Below are 25,038 nucleotides of genomic sequence, written 5' to 3'. Positions count from 1 at the left end.
TGAACGGGAGTAACTTTCCCGTGCGAGTGACGTTCGCTGGCGCTAAGAGGTGGTTCGAACGCGGAACGTCACACCACGGCGCGCGAGACTCCTGCTCAACTCTTGGGGTAGGGCCAGGGGTTGGGCAGGCAGTGGATTCCGTCGTGGTCCAGGAACTTGGTCTGCTGCTGCATGACCGGGGCCAACTCGCCGTTCTTGTCGCAGCTCACATGGCCGTAGCCCAGCCGGTGGCCGACCTCGTGATTGATGAGCATCTGCCGGTAGGCGTGGATTTCGTCCCCGTACGTCTTGCTGCCCTGCGCCCACCGGTATGCGTTGATCATCACGCGCTCGGTGGAGGCGGAGTCGCACGACACGTTGTCCTCCGTCGTGTCGAGACCGGACTTGGCGCACCACTGCGCGGTGGTGCCGGGGCTGGCCAGTGTGATCACGAAGTCCGGCTTGCCGGAGTAGATGCGCTCGAAGGTTCGGGTGCCGCCGTGGGCCCAGCTGCGGTTGTCGTTGAGCGTCTTCTGCACGGCCTGGGCGAAGAGTTCGGCGTCCAGGCCGAGCCCCTGCTCCACGTCCACACGGTAGGTGTACTTCTGCCCCTTGCCGGGCGCCTTGGCGACGCCGGGTACGGCCTCGAACTTCCCCGAGGCCTTGAGCGTGGCACTGAGCGGGTACTTCTCCCCCATCTTCTGCTCGTACGTCAGCGTCGCCACACTCGGCGCCGCGGACGGGGTGGTCCGGCCGTGGCCGCGCGAGGTGGAGTCCTGGTCGGCGCGGGCCTGGTCGGTGGCCGACTGCGACCGCACGTCGGCGTCGTCGCGGCTCTCGGCGACCTGGCCGGCCACGATCACCGCGAGCACGGTGGTGACGGCGGCGGCCGCGATGCCGGTGAACGCCCGGCCCTTGGTGCTCTTCGTCTCCCCGGACGGGGCCGCCGGGGGCGCGTCGTCGTCCGCGTCGGGCTCGGGGGCTGTCGGGGCCGTGCCGGGGGTGAGGGTGGGCGACTCGGTGCGCTGGGCGCCGATACCGGCTCCGGGCCGGGGTGTGAAGACGTCGTCGTCCGCGTCGAAGGCGTCGAGGTAGTCCTGCCGCGGTACGCCCGGCACCGCCTGCCGCTGCCGCGGTATGGCCACGCCGGGCGCCGCCACACCGGGCCCCGCCGCAGCGGCTCCGGGCGCGCCGCCGCGCCCCCTCAACTCACCCCACCCGCCACCGGCCTCACGCTGCTCGGGATGCCCGCCGCGCGATCGGGGGGCGCCGTCGGGGAGGCGGGGGGTGCCATGGGCGGGCGTACCGTCCGGGAAACGCGGCCCCCCGCGCGCGGGAGTCCCGTCGGGCAGACGCGGCACCCCACGCGCCGAAGTCCCATCAGGCAGACGCGGCACCCCACGCGCCGGCGTCCCCTCGGCAAAACTCGGCACCCCACGAGCGGGCGTACCGTCGGCGAAACCGCTCCCCCCGCCCGCCGGTGCCTGCCGTTGCCCAGGCAGCGGTACTTGACCGGTCCCCGGACCGGGCGCACCCGGCCGTCCCTCGTCCCCGGCGGAGCCTCGTGCGCCCCGCCTTCCCCCTATGTCCGCGGCATCGCTCTTGGCGGAGGACCCGCGACGGCTGTGGCGTCCCACGTCGGCCCTCAGCTCCCCGCGCTCGCGTCGACTGCGCCGGATCCGCCGTCGGCCGCGGCCGGCACCGGCTCCCCCAGGTCCGCGAGGAGTCCACGGAACGCGGCGGCCACCGTCTCCGGGTACTCCATCATCGCGACGTGCCCGGCGTCGGGCAGGGAGAGCAGGCGGGAGTCGCGGAAGGCTCGGGCCGCCCGCTGGGCCATGCGGTAGCCGACGAGCTGGTCGCGGCCGCCGTAGATCAGGAGGGTCGGGGCCAGGACGCGCTCGGCCTGGCGCCACAGCCCGTGCTGCCCGCCCAGCGTGTACGCGTTGACCAGCCCGCGCGCGGAGCGCGCCATCGCGTCCCAGAAGTAGGGCAGTTGCAGCCGCCGCTCCAGTTCGTCCACGGCGTGTCCGAACGCCTCGGGCGTCACCCGTCCGGGGTCGCCGTAGCACAGCGCCAGGACTCCGCGGACCCGCTGCTCGGCCGTCCACTCCCTGGTGAGCCGGGTGAACAGCGCGGCTACTCCGGGCACCCCCAACAGCCCCGTCGGCAGCGCGGTCCGCTGCACCCGCAGCTCGGGCAGCGCGGGCGAGACGAGCGTGAGCGTCCGTACGAGATCGGGACGCACGGCGGAGATGCGGGTGGTGACGGCGCCGCCGAGCGAGTTCCCGAAGAGGTGGACCGGGCCGCGCCCGGTGGCGTCGAGATAGCGGATCACCGCGCGCGCGTGTCCCGTAATGGAGTAGTCGCCGTCGTCGGGCGGCGGGGAGTCGCCGAAGCCCGGCAGGTCGACCGCCTCGCCGGCGACGACACCGTCCAGCCGCTCCATGAGCGACGACCAGTTCTGCGAGGAACCGCCGAGCCCGTGGACGTACAGCGCGGGCGGCAGTCCCTCGCGCGCGGGTGGTCTCGACCGAATGGACAGTGTGACACCGGGAAGCGTCACAGAACCGAGTCGCTCGCCCTCCGCGACCCTGACGCGCGCCACCTTCGGGAGCACGCTGGTGGCCGGCACGAACGGCAGCTCGGTCGAAGACATGCGGCAATGTTACGAGACGATCACGCAGTGGATCGTGTGTTCGCGGTCACAGAACAGGCCCGAATCGCATAGCGTCCGAATCGGGTGTCTCCTACGCTCTTACAGAGGGCACCCGCTTGTCGCCCCTGATTTATCCCAGGGACAACATTCCACGGAAGGGAGCCCGCCATGGCCCTTGACCCCACCGATCCGGATGTCTTCGAGGAACTCGCCGACGACGAGGCCGCGGAGATCGACGTCGAGGCGCCCGAGAACGACGCCGCGGAACAGCACGCGGACATCGCACCGGACCGGGACGACCCTCTGGAGAACGTCGACCCGGCCGTCGCGAACGAGGCCGATCTCCTCGAACAGAGGCGTGTCGTGTCCCTCGACGAGGACGACTACCGTTGACACCGGAAAGGACACGGGGAGTGACCTGCCCCGTTTGATGCCCTTCGACGGGCTTTCGCCGCCGTCCGGTACGTGAAATTCTGCGCTCGCACCGCGCACACCACGGTTACCGAAAAGTACGATGGCCGCGCGGCGCACACCGCATGTGGACGACTTTGGGAGGCGGCGGCGTGACAGCCATCGAGCAGACAGAGGCGGCACGCCCGCGGGGCACTCGCCTTCCGCGCCGTGCCCGACGCAACCAGCTGCTGGGCGCCGCCCAGGAAGTCTTCGTGGCACAGGGCTACCACTCTGCCGCGATGGACGACATCGCCGAGCGCGCCGGCGTCAGCAAGCCGGTGCTCTACCAGCACTTCCCCGGCAAGCTCGACCTCTACCTGGCCCTGCTGGACCAGCACTGCGACGCCCTGATCCAGGCTGTCCGGGGCGCGCTGGAGTCGACGACCGACAACAAGCAGCGCGTTCGGGCGACGATGGACGCCTACTTCGCCTACGTCGAGGACGACGGCGGCGCGTTCCGCCTGGTCTTCGAGTCGGACCTGACGAACGAGCCCGCGGTACGCGAGCGCGTCGACAAGGTGACCAACGAGTGCGCCGAAGCGATCTGCGACGTCATCGCGGAGGACACCGGCCTGTCGCGCGCCGAGTCGATGCTGCTGGCCTCCGGCCTCGGCGGCCTCGCCCAGGTGGTCGCGCGCTCCTGGCTGCACAGCGACCGCAGTGTCCCGCGGGACCAGGCGGTGCAGCTGCTGGCCTCGCTGGCCTGGCGGGGCATCGCCGGCTTCCCGCTGCACGGGACCGAACAGAACCACTGACCGGGCCGGACAGAACCGCTGACCGGGCCGGACAGAACCGCTGACCGGGCCGGACACGACCACCGACCGAACAGAGCCGTCGAGGGGCGAGGGCCCGCCGGCCGGGATTGTTCCCGGCCGCTGTTCGCTCCTGGCGTTCTTGCGCGCAGCGTGTAGGTCCCCTCACCGGGCTAATGTGTGCTGGGTACGGCGCGGAAGTCCGCGCACTTCACTGACCGTCGGAGGGACATAGCCGTGGAGGTCAAGATCGGCGTGCAGCACGCGCCCCGCGAGATCGTTCTGGAGAGCGGTCAGAGTGCGGAGGAAATCGAGCGCGTGGTGTCCGAGGCCCTGGCCGGCAAGACGCAGCTGCTCAGCCTCGAGGACGAGCGCGGCCGCAAGGTGCTGGTGCCGGCGGACCGGCTGGCGTACGTCGAGCTCGGCGAGCCGACGGTCCGCAAGGTGGGCTTCAGCGCGCTGTAGTCACAGCTGACGGAAAGGGGCCCGACGGCTGTACGCCGTCGGGCCCCTTTCCGTGTCGACTCCTGCGCGGAAGAGCCCCACATGCGGAGCACAAGTCACCCACAGGGGAGGATTGCATTCCGCAGGTCACGGGTATGACGGGCTACGACTGTGAAGCGCAGGCCGGCCGTGTGGGAGGGACCCGTAATGATCCTGGAAGCTCTCGGCTCAGCCCTGCTCGGCGCGGTCCTCGCGTGGGCGGCGGTCCGCCGTCTGTCCCACCGGCTGCCCGCCCGTCCCCTGGTGTTCTGCACGGGCGTGGCCGGAGCCCTCTTCGGTGACTTCGTCACCCACAGCGCGCTGGGCCCCGGCACGGTCCTGCTGAGCCTTCTCGGCGCGGCGGTCGTCTCCGCGGCCTCGCTGTCGCTGCTGCTGCGCCCGGCCGGGAGACTCCGCCGACGATCAGCCCCGGCGTAGGACCTGACCCGCGCCGCTGCGCCAGCACCCCGCCCGGGGCGCGGGAACCGCGTGCCCGGCCACGGCCGGCCCGCGGCCCGACGGTCCACCGACGCCCCTGCCTCTTCCGGTGAAGCGGCTACCGCCTCTTCGGGTGAAGCGGCTACGCCGCCAGCCCCAGCGCCGCCATCCGCTTGGTGTGCGCCTCGGTGATACGGGAGAACATCCTGCCGACCTCGGCGAGGTCGAAGCCGTCCGCGACGCCGCCGACGAGCATCGTGGACAGCGCGTCCCGGTCGGCGACGACCCGCTGGGACTGCGAGAGCGCCTCACCCATGAGACGCCGCGCCCACAGAGCGAGACGGCCGCCCACGCGCGGGTCCGCGTCGATCGCGGCGCGCACCTTCTCGACGGCGAAGCCGGCGTGTCCCGTGTCGTCCAGGACGGCCAGAACGAGCTCGCGCGAGTCGGAGTCGAGGCGGGCCGCGACCTCCCGGTAGAAGTCGCTGGCGATCGAGTCGCCCACATACGCCTTGACCAGGCCCTCCAGCCAGTCCGAGGGCGCGGTCTGCCTGTGGAAGCCGTCGAGGGCGGCGACGAAGGGCTCCATGGCGCGAGTGGGTTCCTCGCCGATCTCGGTGAGCCGGTCCCGCAGCTGCTCGAAGTGGTGGAACTCGGCCGAGGCCATCTTGGCCAGCTCCGCCTTGTCGGCCAGCGTGGGCGCCAGCTTGGCGTCCTCCGCGAGCCGCTCGAACGCCGCCAGCTCCCCGTAGGCGAGTGCGCCGAGCAGGTCCACGACCGCGGCGCGGTACTGCGGGTCGGTGGAGGCCTTCGCCCAGTCCTGGGCGGCGACTCCGGTGGCCTCGGGCGAGGCCCCCTCGGGGGCGTTGTCAGGCTTGTCAGAGCTCGTCATGAAGCGCACAATAGCCCGCCCGTCGCCACTCGGAAGCCCCTGGTCAACCACTGTGACGACGACTACGTGACCAATTCGGCCATCGCGTGTGCGCGATTCCGGGGTATGGTGGTAATGCGCCTGCTGGTACGTCGTACCTCGACAGGCCGCACGTATGAGGATGCCCGGTCGGTGGCCCGATCGGCTCCGACCAGACAGCCCTCCTGGCCGTACGGCACTGTGCGTACGACAACCGGAGGGACACCCTCAGCGGTACGAGCGCTAGAGCGTCGACAGTGGTCCCGTGCCATACGGCTTGCCCGAGTGGTTTGCCCGTAAGGCAGCCGACGTCCCCGGCACGGTCCGTCAAAGACCCCCGCGCTCGCCTCGCGCCGCGACTCACAGAAGAGGCAGCACCCTGACTACGACGTTCCGAGAACTCGGGATCCTTCCCGAGACCGCCGAGGCCCTGGAAGCCGTCGGCATCATCACCCCCTTCCCCATCCAGGAGATGACGCTCCCCGTCGCCCTCTCGGGCACGGACGTCATCGGCCAGGCCAAGACCGGCACCGGCAAGACGCTGGGCTTCGGCCTCCCGCTCCTCGAGCGCGTGACCGTCCCCGCCGACGTGGAGGCCGGACGCGCCGCCCCCGAATCCCTCACCGACGCCCCGCAGGCGCTCGTCGTCGTCCCCACGCGCGAGCTGTGCACGCAGGTCACCAACGACCTGCTGACCGCGGGCAAGGTGCGCAATGTGCGCGTCACCGCGATCTACGGCGGCCGGGCCTACGAGCCCCAGGTGGAGGCCCTGAAGAAGGGCGTCGACGTGGTCGTCGGCACCCCGGGCCGGCTCCTGGACCTCGCGGGCCAGAAGAAGCTCAACCTGAGCCACGTCAAGTGCCTGGTCCTCGACGAGGCCGACGAGATGCTCGACCTGGGCTTCCTGCCCGACGTCGAGAAGATCATCAACATGCTTCCGGCCAAGCGTCAGACCATGCTGTTCTCGGCGACCATGCCGGGCGCGGTCATCGGCCTCGCGCGCCGGTACATGTCGCAGCCCACCCACATCCGCGCCACCGCGCCGGACGACGAGGGCGCGACCGTCGCGAACATCAAGCAGTTCGTCTACCGCGCGCACTCCATGGACAAGCCGGAGATGATCGCCCGCATACTGCAGGCCGACGGCCGCGCACTGGCGATGATCTTCTGCCGTACCAAGCGCACGGCGGCCGACATCGCCGAGCAGCTCCAGCGCCGCGGCTTCGCCTCCGGCGCGGTTCACGGCGACCTCGGCCAGGGCGCCCGCGAGCAGGCGCTGCGCGCCTTCCGCAACGGCAAGGTGGACGTCCTCGTCTGCACCGACGTCGCCGCGCGCGGCATCGACGTCGAGGGCGTGACGCACGTCATCAACTACCAGTCCCCCGAGGACGAGAAGACCTATCTGCACCGCGTCGGCCGTACGGGCCGCGCGGGTGCGAAGGGTACGGCGATCACGTTCGTCGACTGGGACGACATCCCGCGCTGGCAGCTGATCAACAAGGCGCTGGAGCTGGGCTTCAACGACCCGGTGGAGACGTACTCCACCTCCCCGCACTTCTTCGAGGACCTCGGCATCCCCGCGGGCACCAAGGGTGTTCTGCCGCGCTCGGAGCGTACGCGCGCCGGTCTGGACGCGGAGGAGTTGGAGGACCTCGGCGAGACCGGTGGCCGCGGTGCGCGCGGTCGCGGTGGCCGGGGTGGTCGTGGCGAGGACCGTTCCGCCGAGCGTGAGCGTCCGGCGCGTACGCCGCGTCGTCGCCGCCGTACGCGTGGCGGAGAGGCCCAGGACTCCACGGCCGGTACGACGCCGGTCGACTCCGCGTCGCCGGCCGCCGAGGCCGTCGGGGCGGAGGAGCCGACGTCCACCCGGACCCCGCGCCGCCGTCGCCGCACCCGCGGTGGGGCGTTCGCGGAGCAGCCGGTGGCCGAGGCCGCCCAGCCGCCGGTGGCCGAGGCCGCCGAGGCCGCGGTGACCACGGCGGAGGGGCCTGCCGCGCTCGAGACCCCGGAGAAGCCGCGCCGCCGCCGTACCCGCAAGTCGGCGGAGCAGACGGTGACTCCGGCCGAGAGCACGGCCGAGGTCGCCACCGAGCCCGAGGCGCCGGTGGTCACGGCCCCCGCCGAGGCGCCGGAGACGAAGCCGCGCCGCCGCACCCGCAAGGCCGCGGAGCCGGCGGCCGCCGCCGAGGCCGCGGTCGACACGGCCGAGGCCGTCGAGGCCAAGCCCCGCCGCACCCGCAAGGCCACCACGGCCGCTGTGGAAGCGCCGGAGACCGCCGCCGAGGCCGTCGAGGCCGCGCCGCGCCGTCGTACGCGCAAGGCGGCCGAGGCCGCGGTCGACACGGCCGAGGCCACCGAGGCGAAGCCCCGCCGCACGCGGAAGACCGCAGCCGCCCCCGAGGCGACCGTGGAGACCGCCGAGGCGACGGAGCCCAAGCCGCGCCGCACCCGCAAGGCCGCCGCCACCGCCGAAACCGCCGTGGACACGGCCGAAGGCACCGAGGCCAAGCCCCGCCGCACGCGGAAGACCGCAGCCGCCCCCGAGGCGACCGTGGAGACCGCCGAGGCGACGGAGCCCAAGCCGCGCCGCACCCGCAAGGCCGCCGCCACCGCCGAAACCGCCGTGGACACGGCCGAAGGCACCGAGGCCAAGCCCCGCCGCACCCGCAAGGCCACCACGGCCGCCGTGGAAGCGCCGGAGGCCGTCGAGGCCGAGGCCAAGCCGCGCCGCACCCGGAAGGCGACGGCAGCCGTGGACGTGGTCGACGGTGTGGAGGCCAAGGCAGCCGTGCGCCGCACCCGCAAGGCCGCCGCCGCGGTGAGCGCCGGGATTCCGGCGCAGGCCACCGAGGAGCCGGCGGCCAAGCCGCGCCGCACCCGCAAGGCCGCCGCCACCGCCGAAGCCACCGGCGACCCGGCCGAGGCGAAGCCCAGGGCGCGCCGGACCCGCAAGGCCGCGGCGGCCGTGGAGGCCCCGGAGGCCTGATCCGGCAACCGGGCAGCTACCCGAGAAACACCCTGACGGCCCGGCCCACCTCGTGTGGGACCGGGCCGTTGGCGTCCCTGCCCCACCGCGGCGGGCGGGCGCCCGATAGCCTCTGCTCATGAGCAGGCCTCCCACCTTCGTCCCGCCCACCGGCGCCCGCGCGTACTTGCTGCGCACCGCGCGAGGTGAGTTCGCCGTCGTCGACGCTCCCGTGGCCGCCGGTGTCGAGCCCAGGGGCGTCGCGCTGCTGCTGCCCGGCTTCACCGGAAGCAAGGAGGACTTCAACCCGCTGCATGTGCCGCTGGCCGAGCGCGGGTACCGCACCGTCGCCGTGGACGGGCGCGGACAGTACGAGTCCGACGGCCCGGAGCACGACGAATCGGTCTACGCGCAGGAAGAGTTGGCACGCGACGTGCTGGCCCAGGCGGAGGCGCTCGGCACGCCCGTGCATCTGCTGGGGCACTCGCTCGGCGGGCAGATCTCGCGCGCCGCCGTGCTCATCGACCACACCCCCTTTCTGTCGCTCACCCTGATGGCCTCCGGGCCGGCGCAGATCTCCATCTCCCAGCAGCAGCGCGTAAAGCTCCTGCGCGATGCCCTCGCCGTGATGCCGATGGCCGAAGTGTGGGACGCGATACAGGCGATGGAGGCGCCGGAGGAGACGGAGACCGGCGAGCTCGACGGCGGCCTCGACGACCGGGAGGACCTGCGGCGCCGCTGGCTGGGCAACAAGCCCGCCCAACTCCTGTCCACGGGGCGTCAGTTGTGCACCGAGCCGGACCGAGTCGCCGAACTCGCCGCCGTACCACTGCCGTTCCATGTCCTGTCGGGCGCGCTGGACGACACCTGGCCGGTGACGCTCCTCGACGAGATGGCAGTACGGCTCGGGGCCCGGCGGACGGTCGTCGAGGGCGCGGAGCACTCGCCCAACACCGACCAGCCGCTCGCCACCGCCCGTGCGATCGCCGGTTTCTGGGACCGGGTCGCACAGGAGGGCTAGTCAGGACGGCTAGTTCAGGACGGCTAGTACTGCGTCTGCAGGTGCTCCCAGAAGCCGTCCCGCAGCGCGCGGCGCAGGTCCGCCTGGCCGCGCAGGGAGTACTGGAGCAGACCCTCGGCCTCGACGAGGAGGTCCTGGTCGACGGAGCCGGGTAGATAGGGGTGGCCCGGCAGCAGCTCGACGAGGGCCTCGCGGCCGCGGGCGGACAGCCACTTGGCGGCGATCTGGGCGCCGACGAAGCGGACGTCCTCGCGGGTCGGCCGGTTGGCCGTGGCCTCGTACGCGGGCGCGGTGCGCCGGGAGACGTACGGCTTGAAGAACTCGAGGTCGAAGGTGCGCTGGCTGTCGACCTCCCAGAGCAGGGGCTCCGCCTGGTTGCGGCCCTCCGGGGCCTCGATGCCCCAGAGATGGACGCGCGCGCCGTAACCCTGCGCGGCCTCCACCGCCGACACCAGGTCCTCGTCGCCGCCGATGAGTGCCGCGTCGCTGATGGCGCGGTGGCGGGCGAGCGACTCCAGATCGGTGCGGATCAGCGAGTCGACGCCCTTCTGCTGGTTGTTGGCGTTGAGGTTGCCGAGGCGGACCTTGACGTCCGGGAGTTCGGCGATGGACTGCTGCTCGGCCGTGTGGATGCGGCGCCGGGCGCCGTCGTACCAGTAGACGCGCAGCAGTCTGCTGTCCGCGAAGATCGTGCGGGCGCGGTCGATGAGCGCCTCGATCAGGCCCTCGGCGTCGAGGTCGAAGGCGCGCCGGTCCTCGGTCCCGGCCACCAGTCGGCCCGTGGCCGCGTACAGATACCCCGCGTCGACGAAGATCGCATGGGTCGAGGGCGTCTTCGCCACTTCGGCGAGCATGCGCTGCAGCAGCTCGTTCGTGCGGTCGATGCGGGCCTGCAGGGCCGCGAGGTCGTCATTCATCGCCTCCATTGTCCTGGCGGTCACGCTGCGAACACAACCGGTCCCGGTCAGTCTCGCGACACCCTCTTACCAGTTGGTAATTAGCCGTTCGAAAAATTTCATTAGCGTAGGGAATGTTTGTAACACGCAGCCCGTTGACTACGACGGAACAGCAAGACGAAGGGAGAGGCCATGCGCTTCGAAATCATGCGACTCGACGAGGTCGACGGGACGACCGTGGACAGCACCGTTGTGGACGCCGCCTCCGTCAACCGGATCGTCCAGCAGGCCGCCGCCATCGGCCAGCGCCTGTGGATCCGACCGGCCGAGACCACGGCCTCGTAACAGACGCGGATCACCGCTGAAGCTTCAGAGCCCCCGTACGGCACCGACGCCGTACGGGGGCTCTGCGCATATGCGGGCTCTGCGCGCCCGGGGCTCACGCGCCCTTGATCACCTGTGTCATCCCGTTGATGATCTGCTGCACGGCGATGGCGGAGAGCATCATGCCCGCGAGGCGCGTCACCAGGACCACGCCACCGTCCTTGATGACCCGGATGATCAGCAGCGAGTAGCGCATCACCAGCCACAGCACGACATGTATCGCGAGGATCGCCGACCACACCGACATCTGCATGGCCACGCTGTCCGCCTTCTGCACGGCCAGGATGACGGAGACGATCGCACCCGGGCCGGCCAGCAGCGGCATGCCCAGCGGTACGAGCGCGACGTTGACGTCCTTGGTCTGCTTGGGCTCGTCCGTCTTGCCGGTGAGCAGGTCCAGCGCGATGAGCAGAAGCAGCAGCCCGCCCGCGATCATCAGCGCCGGGACGGAGACATGCAGATAGTTCAGGATCTGGTGGCCGAGCAGCCCGAAGACGGTGATCACACCGCCGGCCACGCAGACGGCCTGGAAGGCCATCCGCTTCTGCACCTTGCCGGGGCGTCCGGCGGTCAGCGCAAGGAAGATCGGGGTGATCCCGGGGGGATCCATGATCACAAAAAGGGTGAGGAAGAGGGAACCGAAGACGGCGACGTCGAACATGGGTGAGCAAGCCTTGCCGGTGAAGAGGGTGAAGGTGGGCGTGAGGAGGTGGGCCTCAGGCTCCGCCGGTCCCCGGCACCGGGAACGCCCCGGTGGCTCGTCGCGTGATCTCCCCGTACACCTCGGGGTCCGTCGTGTACTCGCCCAGCGCCACGGTCTTGCGACTGCCGTGGTAGTCCGAGGACCCCGTGACCAGGAGCCCCAGGTCGGCGGCGAGCCCGCGCAGACGCGTCCGGGCGTCGGCGTCGTGGTCCATGTGGTCGACCTCGATGCCGTCCAGACCGGCCGCGGCCAGCTCCGCGATCCTGGGCTCGGGAACCGTGCGGCCGCGCTTGGCGGCGGCCGGGTGCGCGAAGACGGCGACGCCGCCCGCACCCTTGATGAGCCGGATCGCCTCGAAGGGGTCGGTCTCGTGCTTCTCCACGAAGGCCCGGCCGCCGTCGGCCAGCCACTGCGGTGTGAACGCGTCGCTCACCGTCGGTACGACACCGAGCTCGACGAGCGCGGAGGCGACATGCGGACGCCCGACGGAGCCGTTGCCGGCGATCCGTGAGACCTGCTCCCAGGTGACCGGCACGCCCAGCTCGTTCAGCTTGGCGATCATGACCTTGGCCCGCGGCACCCGGTCGTCCCGGACCAGTTCGCGCTCGGCGAGCAGATCGGGCTCCTCGGGGTCGAAGAGGTAGGCCAGCATGTGCATGGAGACGCCGTCGACACGGCAGGAGAGTTCGGCGCCGGTGACGAGGGTGAGCCCCGCCGGCACCGCCGCGAGGGCCTCGGCGTATCCGCGGGTGGTGTCGTGGTCGGTCAGCGCAACGACGTCCAGACCGGCCGCCGCGGCCTTGCGCACGAGCTCGGCCGGGGTGTCCGTGCCGTCGGAGGCCGTGGAGTGGCAGTGCAGATCGATGCGCACGACGCGGACACTCCAAGCGGTGACGGGACGGAAGGGGACACCTAAGGATAGCCGGGGTCCAAGGGTGCCCTGTCACACCCGCACCCGCCATACGCCCCCTACAGGCAACGCTCAGGGTTGCAGCAGCCGCGGCGACAGCGCACCGCACGGCACCAGGTCCAGCTCCGCGCCCGCATCCCGCAGATCGGTCAGCACCAGCTCGTCGTACATCAGCAGACCGGTCTGCTCGGGCCAGACCACCGCCCACAGCCACAGCCCGCGCGCCTCGCCGGCGAACACGGCGCGGTCGTCCGGGGAGCCGGTGACATGCCAGAGCGGAGTCGGACGGCCGGCGGCCAGAACCTTGGCCTGGGGTGGCTTCTCGACGTTCATGTACGGCCCCGGGTCCGGGCCGTCGATGCCCGCGTAGCGCGCACCCAGACCGACCCCCAACTCCTCGGCGACCAGGATCATCTCGCCCATGCCGCCGAGCGGGCCGGGCCCCGAGCAGGCCACCGCGGTCGCCCGGCCGCCACTGCGGTCGTCACCCGCGCAGGCCACGCCTGTGAACAGCCATCCCACCGGCAGCGGCCACGGCATCCAGACCGGCACCTGGGTGCGGTGCACCACCACGCCGAGGGCCTCGACGCTGGGCGGGATCACGGGCTGCACCGGATGCACGGTCCCGTGCACATCGCACTGCCACGAATCGGCGAAGAGTCCGGGAGCCCTGACCCGGCCACCACACTTCGGGCAACTGGGTTCGCCCCTCATAGGGCCCCACGGTCCTACCCCCGCTCCCCCACGTCAAGGACGATCACCCGTCCGGACGGAACCGGTCACCACACGAAACAAGATGTATCTTTCATTAGTTAGTTGAGCTAATTTACCGGGCGCGCATAGCAATCATCTCCTCGTCGCGACCCTCGGGATGGGAGAGAACATGGACGCCTTCGACGCGGGTGCGGGCGGCATCCTGCGGCAGCCCGAGCGGTCCCCGCACGCAAGAGCTCCGTCCCGGATCCGATCAGGGCACTGGGCCACGGCGGACTCGCCTCCGGCCGACTCGGCGTTCTTCTACAACTACACGTTCTTCACCGTGCCGGCCTTCACCCCGTTCGTGCTGAACATGACCCCCTACCACTCGGGGGCCGTGTTCTTCGCCCGGGGCGCGCTGCTCGCCGTCTTCTCGCTGATCACGATCCATGTCCGGCGCCTGCATCGGCGTGAACAACACGGTCTACACCGAACTGGCCCTGGGCGTGTCGGACGCGCCGCGCCCCGTGGCGAGCGCGGGCCACAACTTCGTGCGGTGGTTCGCGGCCGCCGCGGCGCCATGTTTCGCGCCGAAGATCGAGGAGTGGACCGACGCGCACATCCCGTTCGTGGTCGCGGCGGTCGCCGCGGTGCTGGGCGCGCTCGTCGTGCTCGTACGACGCGAGGCCCTCACGAACGAGGCCGGGAAGCCGGCGACCGCGCACGCGACCGAGGACGGCGTCACGGACTTTGCCAACTGACCGATTCCGGACTTGCGTTGGTGAGATCGGTCACTCTCGCGAGGTCCGGCGTCAGTCGAGCGGGACGGATCGGCGGGCGGGATCCCGCAGATCCGTTCCGCTCGCGAGCCAGCGCTCCTGCAGCGCCTGGGCGCCGTGCACGCGCTTCCAGGCGGCCTCGTTCGGGGTCATCGGGAGCAGCGGCAGGAACCGTACGGGATCCATCGGCTCGTCGAGTTCCAGATCCTCGACCAGCCCGCCCGGCTCACCGACCAGGACCGAGGTGAACGGCGCTCCGGGCCACAGGGGTTCGCCCACGTCGAGGGAGGCACCCGGAGCCACGACCACGCCCTCCACCTGCGGGGACGCACCGAGGACGGCAAGCGGGCGGAGCACCTTGTCGGTGTCGGCGAGGCTGGCGCGGACGGACAGGACCAGCTCGGCGCGGGGTCCCTTGACCGGGTCGGCGAGCATTGCCGTGGGATCCGTCATGGGGTGCGCGGACATGCCGAGCGTGGCGTAGCGGACGATGTCGCCCTCCTGGAAACGGAGCACCTCGAGGCGGTCCGTACCGAGAAAGGTGACCGCGGCGCGCGCGTCCGGTTCTCCGAACGTGGTGCTCAACCGCGCCTCGACAAGAGGAAGAACATCAACCATGCGGTGAGCATAGAACTCGTCAGTACCGGGCAAAGCCGCGCCTTGACACTATGGGCGGCTGATACTCTGAGCCGGTGGTTCGGGACAGCACGCAGAAGCGTCGCGATCGGGTCCCGACGCCGACGAGACTCCCTCACGAGGGACCGGCCGGAGGAGGTGGGGCTGCGATGGACCGAAGTCGACCGTGCAGTACCACCCGCTCTTCCTGCCGTTGAACTAGCTGCTTCGGCTCGTCTGCCTGGCTGCCGCCTCTCGCATGCGTGCGCGTTCCAGTCGTCGTACGGAAGAGCACTTCGTTTCGTTTTGCCTGATCTGTCTGACCTGTATCAGTAGCCGAATCAGCAGCGAAGCCCGCCACCGCGACGGAGCGGTGCTCCCCGCTTTGTGGACGTGCCAAACATCACGCAGCACGGACGTCCCCATTCCGGGCAGTTCCACCCGCCGCAGCGGCCCTTGCGCGCCTCGCTGCTCGTTGCGAAGGAGCCTGCCATGTCGATGATCCGCGACCTGCGTGCCGTGGTCCGTCCCTCCCGTCCCTCGCTGCGCAAGAGCAGCCTGCGAATGGACACGGGCGCGTACGACACCACTCGCGACCCCTCGACGCCCTCGGCCGTCGTCGACTGCGCGGTCTACCGCGACGGCGCCCGGATCGAGAGCGCCAAGCCGATGACCCCGCAGGAGGCGATGCGGCTGGTGCGCCGTGACGGCGGGTTCGTGTGGATCGGTCTGCACGAGCCGACCGAGGCGGAATTCGCCGGTATCGCGAGCGAGTTCGGGCTGCACCCGCTGGCCGTCGAGGACGCGGTGCAGGCGCACCAGCGCCCGAAGCTGGAGCGCTATGACGACTCCCTCTTCACCGTCTTCAAGACCATCCACTACGTCGAGCACGACCGGCTGACCGCCAACAGCGAGGTCGTGGAGACCGGTGAGGTCATGTGCTTCACCGGCCGGGACTTCTTCATCACCGTCCGGCACGGCGGGCAGGGCTCGCTGCGGGCGCTGCGCCACCGCCTCGAGGACGACCCCGAGTTGCTCGCCAAGGGTCCCTCGGCCGTGCTGCACGCCATCGCCGACCACGTCGTCGACGGCTACATCGCGGTCGCGGACGCGGTGCAGGACGACATCGACGAGGTGGAGACCGAGGTCTTCTCGCCCGGCCGCAAGGGCGGGGTGTCGCGTGGTGTGGACTCGGCGCGGATCTACCAGCTCAAGCGTGAGGTGCTGGAGTTCAAGCGCGCGGTCTCGCCGCTCCTGCGGCCGATGCAGCTGCTGAGCGAGCGCCCGATGCGGTTGGTCGACCCGGACATCCAGAAGTACTTCCGGGACGTCGCCGACCACCTCGCCCGCGTCCAGGAGCAGGTGCTGGGCTTCGACGAGCTTCTCAACTCCATCCTCCAGGCCAACCTCGCGCAGGCCTCGGTCGCGCAGAACGAGGACATGCGCAAGATCACGGCCTGGGCGGCGATCATCGCCGTGCCGACGATGGTGTGCGGGGTGTACGGCATGAACTTCAAGTACATGCCCGAGCTGCACTGGAAGTACGGCTACCCGGTGATCATGGGCATCACGGTGGTCCTGTGTCTGGGCATCCACCGGACGCTGAAGCGCAACGGCTGGCTGTGAGGGCGGCCGCGGCGGCGGGGCGCGCGGATAGGCTGAGCGCATGACAAGCGAGCTGCTCGACCAGGCCCTCGTCGAGGAGGCCACGAAGAAGTCCGGCCTCATCTGGGTCAAGGGCACCGGCGCCCCGGCCGCCCGTGCGCTCTGGCACGTGTGGCACGAGGGTGCGGTGTGCCTGGTCGGTGACGGTCCCGGGGAGCAGCCGCTGCCCGGGCTGGCCGACGGGGGCTCCGCCGAGGTGACCGTGCGCAGCAAGGACAAGGGCGGCCGGCTCGTCTCCTGGACGGCGTCCGTGTCCGAGCTGCCGTCCGGCTCCGCCGAGTGGGAGGCCGCGGTGGCCGAGCTCAAGGGCAAGCGCCTGAACGCACCGGACGGCGAGGCGATGACCGCCCGCTGGGCCCGCGAGTGCCGGGTGCTGCGCCTTACCCCGACGGGCTCCACGACCCCTCTCCCCGACACCAACCTGGCCCAGGCCCCCCTGTCGTCCCCGGCCACCACCCGCCACCCGATCCCCGCGGCACTCCCCCGCCTCCTCACAAAGCGACGCAAGCGCAAGTAACTCCGCCGCCGGGCCGTGAGCGCCGGTGCTGTGCCTGACGGCGACCGATACCTACCGGTACCTACCGGCCGCTCGCGGCTCGGCAGAGCGAAGCAAGCACTGGCACCGCCGCACCAACGCGACGGCCAACCGCCGAGTGTGAAGGCCGGTGTGCTGCCTGGCCCGCCGACCTGTCCCCGTCGTCCTCCCGCGCCCGCCTCGGTGAGCGACGCGAGCTCGCAATGCCACCGCGGCGACGCGACGACCACCCCTCGGCCCAAGCACCGCACGCACCGCCCGGCGCCCGCGGGATCGACAACGGCGCTCCCCAACGGCATCCCGCCCCGGACCCCGCAGGCTCCGCGGCGCCGCTACCCGAGGCCCGCCCGGCCCGGGTCCCCCGCCCTCCCCGGCCACCGCCCGCCGCCTGATCGCCGCCGCACTCCCACGGCTCGTCACAATGCGGCGCGAGCGGAAGTAACGTCGCCGCGGCCAAGACGCCGACAAACCCCCGGGCCCGTGAATGCCGGTGTGCTGTCCGGCGCGCCGCCCGCCGATCCCATTCGGCCTCCACGCCGCCTTGATGAGCGACGCGAACCCCAGACCCCAGCCGCAGCTCCTGACAAAGCGGCGCAAGCTCAAGCAGCGCCGTCGTCGTGCGACTTGGTCGGTGCCGGTCCTGCCGCCCTACGAGGTTGGAAGCTGCTTCCCGTAGTCGACGGTCTCGTTCTTCGGGGGTTGGGTCACAGCGAAGTCCTTGCCCCAGTCGGAGAAGCTGAGTGTCCCCGCGCCGCCGCCCCGGACCAGGCGGAGTGGGTACGGCTTGCCCTCCAGGGAGACGTCCAGCGTGCCGCCGGAGCCCTTGTCGCCGGTGATGCGGATGGTGCGGGTGCCCGACTGTTCGCGGTGCCCGTCCGTGGCCAGCGCGCCGTGCAGGGTCAGCAGGCCGTCGAGGAGGACGGTCTTGTCCGTGAAGCCGCTGAACTTCTTGTACGCGGGATCGCCCTGCGGCACCTTCACGTACTTGCCGTCGAGCTTGTCCGCGGCCGCCGTGTCCCCGCCCTTGCCGCCGGCGTCGTCCGCGTGGCGCCAGAAGTCCGCGTCGGCCTTCAGATACAGCTGCGAACCGATCCGCAGGACATGGAAGGTCGTCCCCTCCGAGGTGACCGACCCGATGCCGCCCTGCGACTTCAGGCGCATGTCGAGCCGGTACGTGTGCCCGCGGGTGACGACCGTTCCGGACAGCCGCACCGTGTCCACGGAATCCGCGGCCGCCTTGGTCTTGCTCTGGATCTTCGCCGCGGACAGCTTGCCCACCCCGTTGGTGCCCGCGTCCGGATCCTCGTTGCACGCCGCGAGCGCCGCCGTTCCCGTCATCACCAGTGCGCACGTCGCGCTCACGAGCACGGCGCGGCGGATACGGCCCTGGGAAATCGCAGTCACAGGTGGGGCTGCCTTTCTGACGGGTCCTGAGCGGCGTACCGCAGCGTACCCGGGGCCGCACCGCCAGGCGGAGCCAGTCCGTCCGGACCGCTCACCAGGGCGTGCCCGATCAGGACGGGCTAGCCTGAAGCCCACCGAGCGGGCAATTCGGGAAAGGAACGCGATCCACAGCACTCCTGTACGTAAAGGGAGCACAGTCATGGCAGCCGGCGCCCCCCGGATCTTCGTCTCGCATCTCGCCGGTGTCCCCGTCTTCGATCCGAACGGAGACCTGGTGGGCCGCGTGCGCGACCTGGTGGTCATCCTCCGGGTCGGACGACGTCCCCCGCGGCTGCTCGGGCTGGTCGTGGAACTGACCACCCGGCGCCGCATCTTCCTGCCCATGACCCGGGTGACCAGTATCGAGTCCGGCGAGGTCATCGCCACCGGCGTGCTCAACGTCCGCCGCTTCGAGCGCCGGCCCACCGAGCGGCTCGTCTTCGGAGAACTGCTCGACCGGCGCGTCAAGCTCGTCGAAACCGACGAGGAGGTCACCGTCCTGGACGTGTCCGTGCAGCAGCTGCCGGCCCGCCGGGACTGGGAGGTCGACCGGGTCTTCGTCCGCAAGGGGAAGAAGGGCAGCGCCTTCCGGCGCGCCAAGGGGGAGACGCTCACCGTCGAGTGGTCCGCCGTCACCGGGTTCTCCCTCGAGGAGCACGGGCAGGGCGCCGAGAGCCTGCTCGCCACCTTCGAGCAGCTGCGCCCCGCCGACCTCGCCAACGTCCTGCACCACCTCTCCCCCAAGCGGCGCGCCGAGGTCGCCGCCGCCCTCGACGACGACCGCCTCGCCGATGTCCTCGAGGAGCTCCCCGAGGACGACCAGATCGAGATCCTCGGCAAGCTGAAGGAGGAGCGCGCCGCGGACGTCCTCGAGGCCATGGACCCGGACGACGCGGCCGACCTGCTGTCCGAGCTCCCGGAGGCCGACAAGGAACGGCTGCTGAGCCTGATGCAGCCCTCCGACGCGGCCGACATGCGGCGCCTGATGTCGTACGAGGAACACACCGCCGGTGGCCTCATGACCACCGAGCCCATCGTGCTGCGCCCGGACGCGACCGTCGCCGACGCACTCGCCCGCGTGCGCAACCCGGACCTGTCCCCCGCCCTCGCCGCCCAGGTCTACGTCTGCCGCCCGCCCGACGAGACACCGACCGGCAAGTACCTGGGCACGGTCCACTTCCAGCGCCTGCTGCGCGACCCGCCGTACACCCTGGTCAGCTCCCTGGTCGACGACGACCTGCAGACGCTCGACCCCGAGGCCACCCTGCCGATCATCGCCGGGTTCTTCGCCACGTACGACATGGTGGCGGCGCCCGTGGTCGACGAGTCCGGGTCACTGCTCGGCGCGGTGACCGTGGACGACGTACTGGACCACATGCTCCCCGACGACTGGCGCGAGACGGAGTTCCACCTGGACGAGGAGACCGAAGAGGGAACGGGAGCGGACCAGGGAACGGGAGCGGACCAGGGGGCGAGTGCGCATGGTTCCTGAGCGCGAGAGCGCCGCCCGCGAGCGCACCCCGGTCGGCGCCACCGCCGCCACCCGGCCGCGCACGCCCCGGCTCGACCAGCCGCGGCCGCCGCGGCGCCGGATCATGCCCGAGTGGGACCCGGAGGCCTTCGGACGGCTGTCGGAGAAGATCGCGCGCTTCCTGGGCACCGGACGCTTCATCGTCTGGATGACGGTCGTCATCGTGCTGTGGGTGCTGTGGAACATCACCGCGCCTGCTGCCCTGCGCTTCGACAACTACCCCTTCATCTTCCTGACCCTGATGCTGTCCCTCCAGGCCTCTTACGCGGCCCCGCTGATCCTGCTCGCGCAGAACCGGCAGGACGACCGCGACCGCGTCAACCTCGAACAGGACCGCAAGCAGAACGAGCGGTCCATCGCGGACACCGAATACCTCACCCGGGAGATCGCCGCCCTGCGCATGGGCCTGGGCGAGGTGGCGACCCGCGACTGGATCCGCTCCGAGCTGCAGGACGTCATCAAGGACCTGGAGCAGCGGCGGCACCACGACGGGCACCCCGTATTCCCGGCAGAACGGACAGACCGGTCGGCGGGGCGTGACGCAGAAGACCGCTGAGGGACTACCCGGACGCCCCTCGGATCGCCGTACCATCGTCCTTATGGCTACGGAAGACGCGGTGCGCGAGGCACTGGCGACGGTGAACGACCCCGAGATCAACCGCCCCATCACCGAACTGGGGATGGTCAAGTCGGTGGAGATCGGAGCGGACGGGGCGGTCGCGGTCACCGTGTACCTGACGGTCTCCGGCTGCCCGATGCGCGAGACGATCACGCAGCGCGTGACGGACGCGGTCTCCCGGGTCGAGGGCGTCACCCGCGTCGACGTCACGCTGGACGTCATGAGCGACGAGCAGCGCAAGGAGCTGGCCAGCGCCCTGCGCGGCGGCCAGGCCGAGCGCGAGGTCCCCTTCGCCAAGCCGGGCAACCTGACCCGGGTGTACGCGGTCGCCTCCGGCAAGGGCGGCGTCGGCAAGTCCTCGGTGACGGTGAACCTGGCGGCGGCGATGGCCGCGGACGGCCTGAAGGTGGGCGTGGTCGACGCCGACATCTACGGCCACAGCGTGCCGCGCATGCTGGGCGCGGACGGCCGTCCGACCCAGGTCGAGAACATGATCATGCCGCCGTCCGCGAACGGTGTGAAGGTCATCTCGATCGGCATGTTCACCCCGGGCAACGCCCCGGTCGTCTGGCGCGGTCCGATGCTCCACCGCGCGCTCCAGCAGTTCCTGGCCGACGTGTACTGGGGCGACCTGGACGTGCTGCTGCTCGACCTGCCGCCCGGCACGGGCGACATCGCCATCTCGGTCGCCCAGCTGATCCCGAACGCGGAGATCCTGGTCGTGACGACCCCGCAGCAGGCCGCCGCGGAGGTCGCCGAGCGCGCCGGCTCCATCGCCGTCCAGACCCACCAGAAGATCGTCGGTGTGGTCGAGAACATGTCCGGCCTGCCCTGCCCGCACTGCGGCGAGATGGTCGACGTCTTCGGCACGGGCGGCGGCCAACTGGTGGCCGACGGCCTGTCCCGCACCACGGGCACGACCGTCCCCGTCCTCGGCAACATCCCGATCGACGTCCGCCTGCGCGAGGGCGGCGACGAGGGCAAGCCGGTCGTCCTGACCGACCCCGACTCCGCGGCGGGCGCGGCACTGCGGGCGATCGCGGGCAAGCTCGGCGGACGCCAGCGCGGCCTTTCCGGGCTGTCGCTGGGGATCACCCCGAAGAACAAGTTCTAGGGTCTTCTCCAGCCCTGTGACGAGGGGCGCCGCAAAGCTGCGGCGCCCCTTTTCGCTGGGCCCTGTCGGCTAGGCGTACGCCGAGATGTCCTTGATCACGGCGAAGCCGAGGCCGTACGCGCTCATGCCTCTCCCGTACGCCCCCACGTGCACCCCCTCCTGCGTCGACCCGGCGAGCACCCAGCCGAATTCGGACTCCCGGTAGTGGAAGGGAGTCGGCACGCCGTCGACCGGCAAGGACAGGGTCGACCAGTCCGGGCCGGTGAGGTCGTCCGCGAGGACCCACGCCGTCTCGGTCTGCTGCTCCAGCCAGTCGTCACGGAGGCTGTGATCCATCTGGCCGGGCCAGGTGAAGGACAGGAGCCCCACCCCGGCCAGCCAGGCCGCCGAAGAGACCGTGGTGGCCTCCAGGAAGCCCGTGCCGTCCGCGCTGCGCCGGGAGGGGTTCGCCGCGACGGTCACCACGACGGCGAACTTCTCCCGGGGCTCCGTCGCGGAGCCGACCGCGTACTCGTTCTTCACGGAGGGCTCGTCCCCGTGCCCGATCGAACCGTGCTCGACGGCGCCGTCGGCCGCCGTACCGACCTGCATCAGCCAGCGCGGCCCCGTGAAGGCCTCGTCGAGGCCGTACCACGGGAAGGGCGCCAGCAGGTAGCCGTCGACCGTACGCCGGGCGTAGGGGACCTGCCGGCCACCCTCCGCATCCGGAGCCTGCGCGACTGCCCGACTTGTCGTCTCCATGTGCCCGGACGCCTCCTCGCTCTCGTCGGACCGGGGTGGCCCGCCCCCCTTCGGGCGTACTCGTCCGGTCCGCACAACAACTCGGCAGCATAGCCACACCGCCACGAGCAGCAGGGAAACCGCCCGCCGCGTGGGTCGTACGCGCGGCCGGTTCACGCCGCACGGGGCGCATGCGCGGTATGAAACGCGTCACGTCCCGGCGCGGGGGCGCACCGGGACGCGCAGTTCACGGGCGTACGACGGTCAGGTGGCGTCCGCGTCGAAGGGCGGGCGCTCGTCCTTGGCGGGGTCTTCGGGCTTCTTCGTCATGTCGATTCGGCCACCGGACGCGGACGACGAGGACGAGGAGGACGAGGAGTCCGTGTCGCGGCTGTGAACCGCGTCCGTGACCTCGGCCATCTCCTTCTTCAGGTCGAAGCCGTTGCGGATCTCCTTCAGCCCCAGTTCGTCGTTGTCCAGCTGCTTGCGGATGAACGTCTTGGGGTTGAGGTCCTCGAACTCGAAGTCCTTGAACTCCGGGCCCAGCTCGGCGCGGATGTCGTGCTTGGCGCTCTCCGAGAACTCTCGGATCTTCCGGACCGTACGCATGACGTCCTGGATGACCTTCGGGAGCTTGTCCGGACCGAAGACGAGCACGGCGAGCACGACGATCGTGATCAGCTCGAGCGGTCCTATGTCATTGAACACCTGAAGCTCCTTGCGATGTCCTCGGTCCTCGGCCCTCGGCGGTCTGTGTCACTGGTGTTCCGTGGTCCGGGCCGGGTCCACGGTACCCGGCGTACCTGTCCGACCGGTACCGTCCCGAGGTGTCCGAGTGCGTGTAGCGCACCGGTTTTTGGCGTTGTTTGCCTTGTGGGGCCATGTGCCGGGCTTCACCTGTGAGGTTTCTGTCAGTGGCGGTCGGACGATCCGAGCACCAGCGAGACCGACCTGTGCGTGCCGTCGCGCTCGACGGTCAGCCGCAGCCGGTCGCCGGGGCGGTGGGCCCGGGTCTTCACGATCAGTTCCTCCCCGGTGTGGACGGGCCGGCCATCCACCTCGGTGATGACATCGCCCGAGCGGAGTCCGGCCCGGTCGCCGGGGCCGCCCGTGGTGACCGCGGCTGAGCCCTTGGCGCCCTTGGTGCCGATACGGGCGCCGTCGCCCGTGTAGCCCATGTCGAGGGTGATCCCGATGACCGGGTGGGTCGCCTTCCCCTTGTTGATCAGTTCCTCGGCGACCCGCCCGGCCTGGTTGACCGGGATGGCGAAGCCGAGGCCGATGGAGCCGGCCTGGCCGTCTGCCGAGTCCGAGCCGCTGTCGGCGGACCGTATGGCGGAGTTGATGCCGATGACATGGGCCTGCGAGTCGAGGAGGGGTCCGCCCGAGTTGCCGGGGTTGATGGGCGCGTCGGTCTGCAGGGCGTCGACGTAGGACACGTCGCTCCCGTCCTCGTTCTCCCCGCCGGCCGTGATGGGCCGCTCCTTGGCGCTGATGATGCCGGAGGTGACCGTGTTGGCGAGGTCGAAGGGGGCGCCGATGGCGACGACGGGGTCGCCGACCCGGACGTTGTCGGAGTTGCCGAGCGGCAGGGGCTTGAGCCCGTGCACACCGGTCACCTGCACGACGGCAAGGTCGTAGCCGGTGTCCCGGCCGACGATCCTGGCCTTGGCGGTGTCCCCGCTGCTGAAGGTCACCGATATCTCGCCGCCCGACGCGGCGGGCTCGACGACATGGTTGTTGGTGAGGATGTGGCCGTGCGCGTCGAGCACGAAGCCCGTGCCGGTGTCCTGCTCGTTGGTGCCGGTCACATGCAGAGTGACCACGCTGGGCAGCGCACGGGCGGCGATCCCGGCCACGCTGTCCGGCGCCCGCCCGGCCGGCACCTCGCCCGACTGAGGCAGCTGGATGCCCCCCACACCGCCGTTGCGCTCCAGATAGGCCCCCACGGCCCCGCCGACGCCCCCGGAGACGAGAGCGAGCACCAGGGCCCCGCCGACCAGGGCCCGCCTGGCCCGCTTGCGGCGCTGCTGCTCGGTGGGGACCGCGGCGCCGTTCTGCTGGAGAGGGGCGTGGGCGGAGGCCTGGGCGGACCAGGGGTCGTAGCGGTGCCAGGGGTCCGGATGCGGGGTGCCGGACTGCGCCGCGGGGGACGGGAGCGGCGCGTCGTGGGGCACGGAGGCCGCCGGGGCAGGCACCGGTGCCGCGTGCGGCGGCACCGGCGCGGGGCCGGACGTGGGCATCTCCGTGCCGTGCACCGGTGCGGTCGCCGGGTGCTGGACCGGCGGAGCGAGTGCCCAGGGGCCCGGCTCGCCGTACGGCGGCGTGCTGTACGGGTCGGGGTCGTGCAGGGGTCTGGGGCGGTCGGTGGCGGACGGTACGGCGGGAGTGCCGGGCTCGGGCGCAGTCGAGGCGGGCTCGGCCGAGGGCTGGGCGTCGAGCGCGGGCGGTGTGTCGACTCGCTCCACTACGCCCTGCCCGGGAGAACCCGCGTCCCGCACGGCCGGCCCGGCACCCCGAGACGAGGGCGCCTCGAGCTCGAAGTCGCCGTCGGCGGGAGGCGCCGGGCGGGCCAGTTCGAAGTCGCCCTCGCTGTCGTCCGGCACCGGAACCGCGGCCGTGGCGTCCCCGGCCTCCGGAACCTGCGGCCGAGGCCGACTCCACCACTTCGCCTTGGCGGGCTTCGTCGGTTTCCCCTCGTTCATGCTCTCCCCACAGCTGGCCGCGGAACGTCGACTCCGCGCCCGGAAACTCCGCCGCGGGCACGG

24 protein-coding genes and 1 pseudogene are annotated in these 25,038 nt (G+C 71.2%); 13 read left to right on the top strand and 12 right to left on the bottom strand.

From position 1 onward, the window contains the following. Positions 1 to 95: 95 nt before the first annotated feature. Both Q8A52_RS02265 and Q8A52_RS02260 read right to left on the bottom strand, forming a co-directional pair. Positions 96 to 1,616, bottom strand: coding sequence for a DUF3152 domain-containing protein (locus Q8A52_RS02265; RefSeq protein WP_316748191.1), 1,521 nt, complete (start codon positions 1,614 to 1,616; stop codon positions 96 to 98). An 8-nt stretch (positions 1,617 to 1,624) separates the two neighbouring features. Further along, positions 1,625 to 2,638, bottom strand: a complete 1,014-nt coding sequence (locus tag Q8A52_RS02260; protein WP_316748190.1) for an alpha/beta fold hydrolase — start codon at positions 2,636 to 2,638, stop codon at positions 1,625 to 1,627. Between the two features lie 168 nt (positions 2,639 to 2,806). Here Q8A52_RS02260 and Q8A52_RS02255 point away from each other — a divergent pair, with 168 nt between their 5' ends. The 4 genes from Q8A52_RS02255 (at position 2,807) to Q8A52_RS02240 (ending at position 4,764) form a co-directional block, all read left to right on the top strand. Beyond that, the gene (locus Q8A52_RS02255) at positions 2,807 to 3,031 is read left to right on the top strand and encodes a hypothetical protein (RefSeq protein WP_316748189.1); all 225 of its coding nucleotides are present in this window, start codon (positions 2,807 to 2,809) and stop codon (positions 3,029 to 3,031) included. A gap of 170 nt (positions 3,032 to 3,201) precedes the next feature. Continuing rightward, complete coding sequence (locus tag Q8A52_RS02250) at positions 3,202 to 3,846, top strand: TetR/AcrR family transcriptional regulator (protein ID WP_316748188.1); 645 nt, start codon at positions 3,202 to 3,204, stop codon at positions 3,844 to 3,846. A 234-nt stretch (positions 3,847 to 4,080) separates the two neighbouring features. Beyond that, the gene (locus tag Q8A52_RS02245) at positions 4,081 to 4,308 is read left to right on the top strand and encodes a DUF3107 domain-containing protein (RefSeq protein ID WP_316748187.1); all 228 of its coding nucleotides are present in this window, start codon (positions 4,081 to 4,083) and stop codon (positions 4,306 to 4,308) included. Between the two features lie 186 nt (positions 4,309 to 4,494). Next, positions 4,495 to 4,764, top strand: a complete 270-nt coding sequence (locus Q8A52_RS02240; protein WP_316748186.1) for a hypothetical protein — start codon at positions 4,495 to 4,497, stop codon at positions 4,762 to 4,764. A 142-nt stretch (positions 4,765 to 4,906) separates the two neighbouring features. On the opposite strand, the gene Q8A52_RS02235 is transcribed toward Q8A52_RS02240, so the two are convergent. Next, the gene (locus Q8A52_RS02235; RefSeq protein ID WP_316748184.1) at positions 4,907 to 5,665 is read right to left on the bottom strand and encodes a ferritin-like fold-containing protein; all 759 of its coding nucleotides are present in this window, start codon (positions 5,663 to 5,665) and stop codon (positions 4,907 to 4,909) included. Between the two features lie 481 nt (positions 5,666 to 6,146). Between Q8A52_RS02235 and Q8A52_RS02230 the strand changes: the two genes are divergently transcribed. Further along, positions 6,147 to 8,660 (top strand): DEAD/DEAH box helicase, encoded by a 2,514-nt coding sequence (locus Q8A52_RS02230; RefSeq protein WP_316748182.1) that lies wholly within the window; start codon positions 6,147 to 6,149, stop codon positions 8,658 to 8,660. Positions 8,661 to 8,778: 118 nt separating this feature from the next. Then, positions 8,779 to 9,660 (top strand): alpha/beta fold hydrolase, encoded by an 882-nt coding sequence (locus Q8A52_RS02225; RefSeq protein ID WP_316748180.1) that lies wholly within the window; start codon positions 8,779 to 8,781, stop codon positions 9,658 to 9,660. A 23-nt stretch (positions 9,661 to 9,683) separates the two neighbouring features. Here Q8A52_RS02225 and Q8A52_RS02220 read toward each other — a convergent pair whose 3' ends face one another. Beyond that, on the bottom strand, positions 9,684 to 10,577 hold the full coding sequence (locus Q8A52_RS02220; RefSeq protein WP_316748178.1) for an NYN domain-containing protein: 894 nt from the start codon (positions 10,575 to 10,577) through the stop codon (positions 9,684 to 9,686). A gap of 171 nt (positions 10,578 to 10,748) precedes the next feature. Here Q8A52_RS02220 and Q8A52_RS02215 point away from each other — a divergent pair, with 171 nt between their 5' ends. Beyond that, entirely contained in the window at positions 10,749 to 10,901 is a 153-nt protein-coding gene (locus Q8A52_RS02215; RefSeq protein ID WP_184968404.1) for a hypothetical protein, read from the top strand. A gap of 94 nt (positions 10,902 to 10,995) precedes the next feature. Here Q8A52_RS02215 and Q8A52_RS02210 read toward each other — a convergent pair whose 3' ends face one another. The 3 genes from Q8A52_RS02210 to Q8A52_RS02200 all read right to left on the bottom strand — a co-directional run bounded on the left by Q8A52_RS02210 (position 10,996) and on the right by Q8A52_RS02200 (position 13,267). Continuing rightward, complete coding sequence (locus Q8A52_RS02210; protein ID WP_316748172.1) at positions 10,996 to 11,601, bottom strand: MarC family protein; 606 nt, start codon at positions 11,599 to 11,601, stop codon at positions 10,996 to 10,998. A gap of 55 nt (positions 11,602 to 11,656) precedes the next feature. Next, on the bottom strand, positions 11,657 to 12,514 hold the full coding sequence (locus tag Q8A52_RS02205) for a PHP domain-containing protein (protein WP_316748170.1): 858 nt from the start codon (positions 12,512 to 12,514) through the stop codon (positions 11,657 to 11,659). A 111-nt stretch (positions 12,515 to 12,625) separates the two neighbouring features. Next, the gene (locus Q8A52_RS02200; protein ID WP_316748169.1) at positions 12,626 to 13,267 is read right to left on the bottom strand and encodes a DUF6758 family protein; all 642 of its coding nucleotides are present in this window, start codon (positions 13,265 to 13,267) and stop codon (positions 12,626 to 12,628) included. Positions 13,268 to 13,489: 222 nt separating this feature from the next. On the opposite strand from Q8A52_RS02200, the pseudogene Q8A52_RS02195 reads away from it, so the two are divergent. Further along, a pseudogene (locus tag Q8A52_RS02195) lies at positions 13,490 to 14,010 on the top strand (MFS transporter); the annotation flags it as partial. A 51-nt stretch (positions 14,011 to 14,061) separates the two neighbouring features. Here the strand turns inward: Q8A52_RS02195 and Q8A52_RS02190 are convergent. Further along, the gene (locus Q8A52_RS02190; protein WP_316748166.1) at positions 14,062 to 14,646 is read right to left on the bottom strand and encodes a suppressor of fused domain protein; all 585 of its coding nucleotides are present in this window, start codon (positions 14,644 to 14,646) and stop codon (positions 14,062 to 14,064) included. Between the two features lie 489 nt (positions 14,647 to 15,135). Between Q8A52_RS02190 and Q8A52_RS02185 the strand changes: the two genes are divergently transcribed. Further along, positions 15,136 to 16,269, top strand: a complete 1,134-nt coding sequence (locus Q8A52_RS02185; protein ID WP_316748164.1) for a magnesium and cobalt transport protein CorA — start codon at positions 15,136 to 15,138, stop codon at positions 16,267 to 16,269. 40 nt (positions 16,270 to 16,309) lie between these two features. Beyond that, positions 16,310 to 16,825 carry a hypothetical protein gene (locus tag Q8A52_RS02180; RefSeq protein ID WP_316748162.1) on the top strand — a complete coding sequence of 172 codons (516 nt, stop codon included), beginning with the start codon at positions 16,310 to 16,312 and terminating at the stop codon, positions 16,823 to 16,825. Positions 16,826 to 17,491: 666 nt separating this feature from the next. Here the strand turns inward: Q8A52_RS02180 and Q8A52_RS02175 are convergent. Continuing rightward, positions 17,492 to 18,247: a hypothetical protein gene (locus Q8A52_RS02175; protein WP_316748160.1), complete on the bottom strand. Its 756-nt coding sequence runs from the start codon at positions 18,245 to 18,247 to the stop codon at positions 17,492 to 17,494. Between the two features lie 199 nt (positions 18,248 to 18,446). Between Q8A52_RS02175 and Q8A52_RS02170 the strand changes: the two genes are divergently transcribed. Genes Q8A52_RS02170 through Q8A52_RS02160 form a run of 3 tightly spaced genes read left to right on the top strand, consistent with a single transcriptional unit; the run spans position 18,447 to position 21,550 of the window. Then, a complete protein-coding gene (locus Q8A52_RS02170; protein ID WP_316748158.1) occupies positions 18,447 to 19,778 on the top strand; it encodes a magnesium transporter MgtE N-terminal domain-containing protein in 1,332 nt (443 codons plus the stop codon). Continuing rightward, a complete protein-coding gene (locus Q8A52_RS02165) occupies positions 19,768 to 20,373 on the top strand; it encodes a DUF1003 domain-containing protein (protein WP_316748156.1) in 606 nt (201 codons plus the stop codon). Before Q8A52_RS02170 ends, Q8A52_RS02165 begins: the two co-directional genes overlap by 11 nt. A 43-nt stretch (positions 20,374 to 20,416) precedes the next feature. Next, positions 20,417 to 21,550, top strand: a complete 1,134-nt coding sequence (locus tag Q8A52_RS02160) for an Mrp/NBP35 family ATP-binding protein (protein WP_316748154.1) — start codon at positions 20,417 to 20,419, stop codon at positions 21,548 to 21,550. A 69-nt stretch (positions 21,551 to 21,619) separates the two neighbouring features. Here Q8A52_RS02160 and Q8A52_RS02155 read toward each other — a convergent pair whose 3' ends face one another. The 3 genes from Q8A52_RS02155 to Q8A52_RS02145 form a co-directional block, all read right to left on the bottom strand. After that, positions 21,620 to 22,291: a hypothetical protein gene (locus tag Q8A52_RS02155; RefSeq protein WP_316748153.1), complete on the bottom strand. Its 672-nt coding sequence runs from the start codon at positions 22,289 to 22,291 to the stop codon at positions 21,620 to 21,622. A 243-nt stretch (positions 22,292 to 22,534) separates the two neighbouring features. Further along, positions 22,535 to 22,978, bottom strand: coding sequence for a sec-independent translocase (locus Q8A52_RS02150; RefSeq protein WP_316748151.1), 444 nt, complete (start codon positions 22,976 to 22,978; stop codon positions 22,535 to 22,537). A gap of 203 nt (positions 22,979 to 23,181) precedes the next feature. Then, positions 23,182 to 24,975: a trypsin-like peptidase domain-containing protein gene (locus tag Q8A52_RS02145; protein WP_316748149.1), complete on the bottom strand. Its 1,794-nt coding sequence runs from the start codon at positions 24,973 to 24,975 to the stop codon at positions 23,182 to 23,184. Positions 24,976 to 25,038 lie beyond the last annotated feature (63 nt).

The sequence above is a fragment of the Streptomyces herbicida genome, assembly GCF_032656585.1.
GTDB classification, from domain to species: Bacteria; Actinomycetota; Actinomycetes; order Streptomycetales; family Streptomycetaceae; genus Streptomyces; species Streptomyces herbicida.
Note: the sequence above shows the minus strand (reverse complement) of the source record. Positions and strands in the feature narration are given on the sequence as shown.

What these genes read in the sequence shown, in the direction of transcription:
- Q8A52_RS02230 (WP_316748182.1), top strand. Translation starts at nt 6,147, where the DNA reads ATGACGCTCCCCGTCGCCCTCTCGGGCACGGACGTCATCGGCCAGGCC.
- Q8A52_RS02145 (WP_316748149.1), bottom strand. Translation starts at nt 24,975, where the DNA reads ATGAACGAGGGGAAACCGACGAAGCCCGCCAAGGCGAAGTGGTGGAGT.
- Q8A52_RS02260 (WP_316748190.1), bottom strand. Translation starts at nt 2,638, where the DNA reads ATGTCTTCGACCGAGCTGCCGTTCGTGCCGGCCACCAGCGTGCTCCCG.
- Q8A52_RS02200 (WP_316748169.1), bottom strand. Translation starts at nt 13,267, where the DNA reads ATGAGGGGCGAACCCAGTTGCCCGAAGTGTGGTGGCCGGGTCAGGGCT.
- Q8A52_RS02225 (WP_316748180.1), top strand. Translation starts at nt 8,779, where the DNA reads ATGAGCAGGCCTCCCACCTTCGTCCCGCCCACCGGCGCCCGCGCGTAC.
- Q8A52_RS02190 (WP_316748166.1), bottom strand. Translation starts at nt 14,646, where the DNA reads ATGGTTGATGTTCTTCCTCTTGTCGAGGCGCGGTTGAGCACCACGTTC.
- Q8A52_RS02160 (WP_316748154.1), top strand. Translation starts at nt 20,417, where the DNA reads ATGGCTACGGAAGACGCGGTGCGCGAGGCACTGGCGACGGTGAACGAC.
- Q8A52_RS02220 (WP_316748178.1), bottom strand. Translation starts at nt 10,577, where the DNA reads ATGAATGACGACCTCGCGGCCCTGCAGGCCCGCATCGACCGCACGAAC.
- Q8A52_RS02210 (WP_316748172.1), bottom strand. Translation starts at nt 11,601, where the DNA reads ATGTTCGACGTCGCCGTCTTCGGTTCCCTCTTCCTCACCCTTTTTGTG.
- Q8A52_RS02240 (WP_316748186.1), top strand. Translation starts at nt 4,495, where the DNA reads ATGATCCTGGAAGCTCTCGGCTCAGCCCTGCTCGGCGCGGTCCTCGCG.
- Q8A52_RS02170 (WP_316748158.1), top strand. Translation starts at nt 18,447, where the DNA reads ATGGCAGCCGGCGCCCCCCGGATCTTCGTCTCGCATCTCGCCGGTGTC.
- Q8A52_RS02180 (WP_316748162.1), top strand. Translation starts at nt 16,310, where the DNA reads ATGACAAGCGAGCTGCTCGACCAGGCCCTCGTCGAGGAGGCCACGAAG.
- Q8A52_RS02255 (WP_316748189.1), top strand. Translation starts at nt 2,807, where the DNA reads ATGGCCCTTGACCCCACCGATCCGGATGTCTTCGAGGAACTCGCCGAC.
- Q8A52_RS02155 (WP_316748153.1), bottom strand. Translation starts at nt 22,291, where the DNA reads ATGGAGACGACAAGTCGGGCAGTCGCGCAGGCTCCGGATGCGGAGGGT.
- Q8A52_RS02165 (WP_316748156.1), top strand. Translation starts at nt 19,768, where the DNA reads ATGGTTCCTGAGCGCGAGAGCGCCGCCCGCGAGCGCACCCCGGTCGGC.
- Q8A52_RS02215 (WP_184968404.1), top strand. Translation starts at nt 10,749, where the DNA reads ATGCGCTTCGAAATCATGCGACTCGACGAGGTCGACGGGACGACCGTG.
- Q8A52_RS02185 (WP_316748164.1), top strand. Translation starts at nt 15,136, where the DNA reads ATGTCGATGATCCGCGACCTGCGTGCCGTGGTCCGTCCCTCCCGTCCC.